The sequence below is a fragment of the Colwellia hornerae genome (genome assembly GCF_007954355.1).
In the GTDB taxonomy this organism is placed as follows: Bacteria; Pseudomonadota; Gammaproteobacteria; order Enterobacterales; family Alteromonadaceae; genus Colwellia_A; species Colwellia_A hornerae.
In genome coordinates this window covers 121292-127634 of sequence record NZ_VOLR01000014.1, presented here as the reverse complement: position 1 = coordinate 127634, position 6343 = coordinate 121292, and the positions used below count along the sequence as shown (strand labels likewise).

Here is a 6343-nt window from a genome sequence, read left to right as displayed (position 1 = left end):
CAAAACCAGATGCTAAAGAACTTCGTCATGCTGAACTTGTTTCAGTATCAGGATGACGGTTATTTACGCTGAACTTGTTTCAGTATCTGTTCTTCTTGCCGCATTCAAAACCAGATCCTAAAGAACTTCGTCATGCTGAACTTGTTTCAGTATCAGGATGACGGTTATTTACGCTGAACTTGTTTCAGTATCTGGATGACGGTTATTTATGCTGAATTTATTCTAGTATCAGGTCTTTCTTACTGAGTCCTCAACAAACAGATCCTAAAGAACTTCCGTCATGCTGAACTTGTTTCAGTATCTGTTCTTCTTCCCGTATTCAAAACCAGATCCTGAAATAAATTCAGGATGACGGTTATTTATGCTGAACTTGTTTCAGTATCAGGATGACGGTTATTTATGCTGAATTTATTCTAGTATCAGGATAACATCCTGTACATTCGTCACTCTTTCACATCCATGTGATCGTGACATACCGTACCTCCTGTACATAAAAAAGGGGAAGCAAAAGCTTCCCCAAACAACCTCAGAATAGGAGGTCAACTAACGCAAAACGTGTGAATTCTTTGCCTTTATGTAACGATATTACTTATAAAACGTATTTTGCTGAAAATTGTAGGTAGTCAGAATCAACATTTTTATCTGCCATTTCAAAATTGCCCACTTCGACACCAAATGATAATTGCTGAGTGACATTTTTGAATAAATTTACCCCCCAATGTGTACGGTCATAATCTGCGACCTCTGTGGTGGTATTGCCATAAAAGGCCGTGCTTCGTAAACCTTCAGACCAAAAGTGACGGTATGCAACGCTAATTGAGGTTGTTTCTTCAACTTCTTCACCAATTAAATCTTTTGAGGCGGTTACGCCAATATAACGACCTACTTCACCACCATGAAATTGAAAGCGAAAGTCATCTTTTCCAAAAGTATTGATACGACCTGAAATGCCATAGCCTAGTGCTGACTCTTCATTGCCACCAACGGTTTGTAATCGTTTAGCTACCGCGGCAATAGCAACATTACCCCAATCGCCTTTAAAATTGTAGCGAGCAATGATATCGGGCATAGAATCATTACCACTAACACCACCATATGATTCTGGATTTTCAACAGAGACCTGAAAGTTACCCATAGTGTAACGAACTTGTCCTTGACGAATGAACGCTGCGGCTAACAATGGTCCACCAAAATCAGCAGCTTCAGCAAGTGCGCTGGTATTGACAAAAGTTGACCAAGTATCACCGATTAATAAATCTTTATATTTAATAAATGCATGACGAATACGTGGATTTGACGAATTAGAAATAATCTCATTACCACCACCTTTAACTGCGTCTCCATAGAAATCCATTTCAATAAAACCGGTTAAATCACCATGCTTATATTTAGTATTAATACGTGATTCATTTACCGCAATACCAAAATTAGAAATACTATTGTCTAATGCGGTGCCACTACCGTACCAATAATCTGTTGCTGCAACAGTGCCGTCGATGTAACGTGCATCTGCTTTGATGTAGCCACCGAAAGTAATACTATCGTCGTTGTCTAATTTAATTTCGTAAGCCGCATTTGCTGTGCCAGCCAGTGCGAATAATCCTGTTGCTAATAGAAGCTTTTTCTTGTTAAACATTTTGCTATCCCCGTTTGTTGTGTATTAGCCTCAGAAAAACTGCAGATACGATCTTTTGGCTACTTTTTATCGTTTTATTTTTATTTTATGGACATAACTTAAAACGTTAATCGCTATTTAGAAATTAGACATAAGTCTAAAGGGGATGTTTTTTGGCTGTTAATAGCGATTATTTCATCTTATAAAATTGTATATTTAACGATAATCACACTTGAAACGATTAGGAAATGTTAGGCTGATCATAGCTTTGCTTGTATTATCCTCGAGTGAATAACTCATAATGAAAAAAGGTAAATTTAGATGAGAAAATCTTTTATCCTTGCCGGTGGCGTTGCACTTATTTCTGCACTGACACCGACACTGTTGTCGGCAAAACAACTAAGCGTTGACGACTATAAAAAAGCCGAACAACAATTATCAAGCCATACCAGTAAGCTAGTAACGGGTACTGTTGATTATCCATTATGGTCAGATAATGACACTTTGGTATACCGCAGCCATACTGAAGACGGCGATAAATTTTTTAAAGTGAATATAAATAACCAAAAAAAATCTCTCGCGTTTGATCATAAAAAATTAGCAGACTCGCTTGCTCGTATTACTGACAGCGAAGTAAACCAAGATAAATTTCCTTTCACGCAAGTAGAGTTTATATCGGCAAACAAGATAAAAGTTTCAGTGAAGACAGAGAGTTACCAATGTGATTTAACTCATTATTTATGTCATCTTGATGAACTAAGCCAAAAGAGTGCGGAGAACTTATCACCTGACGGTAAACGTGCGGTATTTATTCGCGACCATAATCTATGGTTACGTGACTTAATAACTGATAAAGAAAGCCAGTTAACCACTGACGGTATTAAAGACTTTGGCTATGCAACTAATAATGCTGGCTGGGTTCGTCGTGATTCTCCCGTAGTGACTTGGGCGCCTGACTCAAAGAAATTAACTACCTTCAAACACGATGGCCGCAACGTAGGTGACATGGGCATAGTATCAACCGCAGTTGGTCATCCAAAAATTGACGTTTGGAAGTATCCGTTACCGGGCGATAAAGATATTTTTGCTATTCATCGTGTCGTTATCGACGTTGAAAGTAAAAAGATCACGCCACTTGATATGGCACCCGATGCTCACCGTTCAACAATCACCGACCATGTCGCTGGACGTAGCGGCGAACTATTAGATATAGATTGGGCTGATGACAGTAAAACATTTGCCTTTGTTTCTTCTAGCCGCGATCACAAAACTGCTACCTTGAAAATTGCTGATGCTAAAACAGGTAAAGTTAGCGTTATCATGTCAGAAACGCAAAAAAGTTTTTTTGAATCCGGTGTTGGTGGCATTAGCTGGAGATACTTAGAAAAAAGTAATGAAGCTATTTGGTTTTCTCAGCGCAGTAACTGGGGACATTTATACTTAGTAGATTTAGCAACGGGAAAAATTAAACAGCAAATTACCCAAGGTGACTGGACGGTTATCGAATTACTCCACGTAGATCAAAAAACTGGTAAACTTATTTTCACTGGCGCAGGTAAAGAAGGCAGTGATCCTTATTACCATTATCTTTATAGCGTCAACAAAGATGGCTCTGAATTAACCTTATTAACACCCGAGAAAAAGCACCATCGCATTACCTTAAATAAAGCCGGCACATTCTTTTTAGACCGCGCGGCAACACCAACAACCGCTGAAATAAGCCGAGTACGTGCCGTTAGTAATAACAAAGAATTGGCTATAGAAACCATGGATATCAGCCAATTAAAAGCCTCTGGCTGGCAAGCACCGGTTGAATTTATTGTTAAAGACAGAAACGGTGAAAATGATATTTATGGTTTAATGTACAAGCCAACAAATTTTGACGCCAACCAATCTTACCCTGTGGTTAATTATTTATACCCAGGTCCACAAGTAGGCAGTATTCGTGGCCGTCATTTTCGTAGCTCTCGTGGCGACAATCAAGCGATTGCTGAGTTAGGTTTTATTGTTATAGAAATTGATGCCTTGGGTACACCCGGTCGCTCAAAAGCTTTCCATGAATTTTATTATGGCAACATGGGCGACAGTGGCATTCCTGATCAAGTTTCTGCCATTGAACAGTTAGCTAAGCGTCATAGTTGGATTGATGTAACGCGAGTCGGTATTTGGGGGCATTCTGGTGGTGGTTTCGCATCAACTCGTGCGTTATTAACATTTCCAGATTTCTACAAAGTAGCGGTATCACAGGCAGGTAATCATGATAACCGTAACTATGCTGACGAGTGGGGCGAAAAATACCATGGTCTTGAAGTTAAAAATCAAGAGGGGACGAGTAATTACGACAGCCAAGCCAATCAGTTGTCTGTTGACAGCTTAAAAGGTAAATTATTAATTGCTCACGGCACAACCGATACCAATGTACCGCCTTACAATACTTTGATTGTCGTTGAAGCTTTAATTAAGGCTAACAAAGATTTTGATATGTTGATGTTACCTAATCGTGGTCACGGTTTTGCACGTGAACCTTACATGATGCGCAAACGTTGGGATTATTTTGTTGAACATTTAATGGTGGCAACACCACCGAAAGAGTTTCAATTCGCTAAATAAAACAGCTTTATACTCCAATAAAAAAAGACGCTTGATGCGTCTTTTTTTATTAGCATGACCTGCTATTTATCTGCCCAAGCTTGCCAATTATTCGCTTGTGCTTGCGCTAGATCAAAACAATTAGCCAACGTTGTCATAAAATAAAGTCATAGCCGTTATCTTTCAAAGGGAAATGACATGACTGATCAAGAAATATTAACCACCTTAACAGAGAAAAAAACTCAGCTAGAACATCGCATTAGTGCTATTGAAGCTGATTTACACCAAGGTCGTTCACAGGACTTTGCAGAACAAGCGACCGAAACCGAGAATGATGAAGTCCTTGATGAAATTCATCACCAAGCAAAAGCTGAACTAAAGCATGTTATTGCCGCATTAAATCGTCTAGAACATCACAAATATGGCTTTTGTACGAGCTGTGACACTGCGATAAACATCGAAAGGTTACACGTTTTACCTTACACCACGACTTGTATTAATTGCGCAACATAAGGAATAAAAAAATGATAATAGAAAAACATGATTTACACCACGAGTTTCCAGAATTTGCTGATGAAATACGCAGCCTAAAAATGAACGATGCTCATTTCGCTCGCTTGTTCAAAAAATATCACGAGCTCGACCAAGAAGTTCACCATATCGAACAGGGGGCTGAAAATACTTCTGATGAATATCTCGATCAACAAAAAAAGCAGCGTTTACATTTAAAAGATGAATTATTTACCATCATCAAAAAATCGAAATCAACCTGCTAAAGTTTTATGGCCAAGTAATAGTATGAAACTATGGTTAGCTATAGGCTCAAGGCAAGACGACAAAGTTAACACTACTGCAATCGTTTAATTACTGAAGAATAACACTAGACAAAGTTTCAAATCTATTTATTGTAGAGGGTGCCCTAGGTGTTTAGATTAATAATGACAAACACCAACAGGCCTCTAATAACAATAAAATAGGCGGTTACATGGCTAGACTAAAACAAGCAAAAGTAGCATTACAAGAAGCGTACGATACCTTTAATCAAGCAGTTGAAAAACCACTCCCCGCATTAGCACTATCAAATACTGACTCTATTCAAAATTTACTTAACATCGTTATCCGCAGAGAATCGCTTTCTGTTGCCAAAAAAAGCAGCTTCCCTAACAAGCTTTCTGCTGATTTAAGAAAAAAGTTAGCGGACGTCTTATTACTTATTGATAAAGTAGATATTGAAATAATAAAGGCCAATGCTAAGTCTACATCAACTTCAGTTGATAAAGCCTAAACGGTCACCATAAGCTATTTCCAATAAGATCGGCAATACGTTATCAGGGGTATCTTTTCAAAGGTAATATTCAACTTGAAGATATCACGGTTACCTTTAACAGATTTACTTGCCGTTAATTTTTATTGGCTGACTGAGCAGAAATCACAACAATAAATCGTGTAATGTAAGTGAGTTATTATCAGACATCTCACTCATTTGTACCATTAACAGTTCTGCCGTTGCTATAGCGTCATTTAAGGCGTTATGGGCAAAATGATTTGGCAAGCCATGCTGGTGACGCAAAGTTGACAATCTTAATTCTGAGGGGTCGTAAGCGACATCCTTTTTATCAAGTTGACGCTTTGCTATCATTAGGGTATCTATCATCGGAAAAGGTGGCGCTACGCCATAAAGTGCCAAACAAGCTTGTTGTAAAAATTGTCTTTCAATACGAGCAAAATGTACCAGCATTACTTTTCCAGCCAAAGCTTTTAGCAAGGCTTCAACCACCTCTTTTAATGGCGCGCCCTGTTCTTTTTGTTGATCGGTTATTTGATGAATAATAACGTTATCCGCGCAAAGGTCATCCTTCGTTTTAATAATTTGATGGTAGCTGTCTTTTAACGATATCTGCTGCTGTGTTACGCCAATAAAGCCAACACTGAGTAACTTATCATTAATGGCATAAAGGCCTGTGGTTTCAAAATCAACCGACAAAATCTCAATGTCATTTAATGGCGTATCAGGATCAGGAAAACTAACCGATAGAAAATCTTTTAAAGCCCCTTCTGGTGCTCGCGCCCAAGCCCGTTTTCGTTGAGCTTCGTAACCGAGTAACCAATAAAACAAGGGTTGATTGCTGAGCATATTTA

General features: G+C 38.6%; 6 protein-coding genes. 4 read left to right on the top strand and 2 right to left on the bottom strand.

The features are described 5' to 3' along the window. Positions 1-589: 589 nt before the first annotated feature. A complete protein-coding gene (locus ESZ26_RS11595; protein WP_146796693.1) occupies positions 590-1636 on the bottom strand; it encodes a DcaP family trimeric outer membrane transporter in 1047 nt (348 codons plus the stop codon). Between the two features lie 300 nt (positions 1637-1936). On the opposite strand from ESZ26_RS11595, the gene ESZ26_RS11590 reads away from it, so the two are divergent. The 4 genes from ESZ26_RS11590 (at position 1937) to ESZ26_RS11575 (ending at position 5489) form a co-directional block, all read left to right on the top strand. Continuing rightward, positions 1937-4225 (top strand): S9 family peptidase, encoded by a 2289-nt coding sequence (locus ESZ26_RS11590; RefSeq protein ID WP_146796690.1) that lies wholly within the window; start codon positions 1937-1939, stop codon positions 4223-4225. A 177-nt stretch (positions 4226-4402) separates the two neighbouring features. Beyond that, positions 4403-4717, top strand: a complete 315-nt coding sequence (locus ESZ26_RS11585) for a TraR/DksA family transcriptional regulator (protein WP_146796687.1) — start codon at positions 4403-4405, stop codon at positions 4715-4717. An 11-nt stretch (positions 4718-4728) separates the two neighbouring features. Then, positions 4729-4980 carry an HP1242/YdcH family protein gene (locus ESZ26_RS11580; RefSeq protein WP_146796684.1) on the top strand — a complete coding sequence of 84 codons (252 nt, stop codon included), beginning with the start codon at positions 4729-4731 and terminating at the stop codon, positions 4978-4980. A 209-nt stretch (positions 4981-5189) separates the two neighbouring features. Then, positions 5190-5489 carry a hypothetical protein gene (locus ESZ26_RS11575; protein ID WP_146796681.1) on the top strand — a complete coding sequence of 100 codons (300 nt, stop codon included), beginning with the start codon at positions 5190-5192 and terminating at the stop codon, positions 5487-5489. A gap of 144 nt (positions 5490-5633) precedes the next feature. Here ESZ26_RS11575 and ESZ26_RS11570 read toward each other — a convergent pair whose 3' ends face one another. Further along, the gene (locus ESZ26_RS11570; RefSeq protein WP_146796679.1) at positions 5634-6338 is read right to left on the bottom strand and encodes an exonuclease domain-containing protein; all 705 of its coding nucleotides are present in this window, start codon (positions 6336-6338) and stop codon (positions 5634-5636) included. Positions 6339-6343 lie beyond the last annotated feature (5 nt).

Excerpts from the sequence above, each read along its gene's own strand:
- ESZ26_RS11595 (WP_146796693.1), bottom strand. The coding sequence starts at position 1,636 with ATGTTTAACAAGAAAAAGCTTCTATTAGCAACAGGATTATTCGCACTG.
- ESZ26_RS11570 (WP_146796679.1), bottom strand. The coding sequence starts at position 6,338 with ATGCTCAGCAATCAACCCTTGTTTTATTGGTTACTCGGTTACGAAGCT.
- ESZ26_RS11580 (WP_146796684.1), top strand. The coding sequence starts at position 4,729 with ATGATAATAGAAAAACATGATTTACACCACGAGTTTCCAGAATTTGCT.
- ESZ26_RS11585 (WP_146796687.1), top strand. The coding sequence starts at position 4,403 with ATGACTGATCAAGAAATATTAACCACCTTAACAGAGAAAAAAACTCAG.
- ESZ26_RS11590 (WP_146796690.1), top strand. The coding sequence starts at position 1,937 with ATGAGAAAATCTTTTATCCTTGCCGGTGGCGTTGCACTTATTTCTGCA.
- ESZ26_RS11575 (WP_146796681.1), top strand. The coding sequence starts at position 5,190 with ATGGCTAGACTAAAACAAGCAAAAGTAGCATTACAAGAAGCGTACGAT.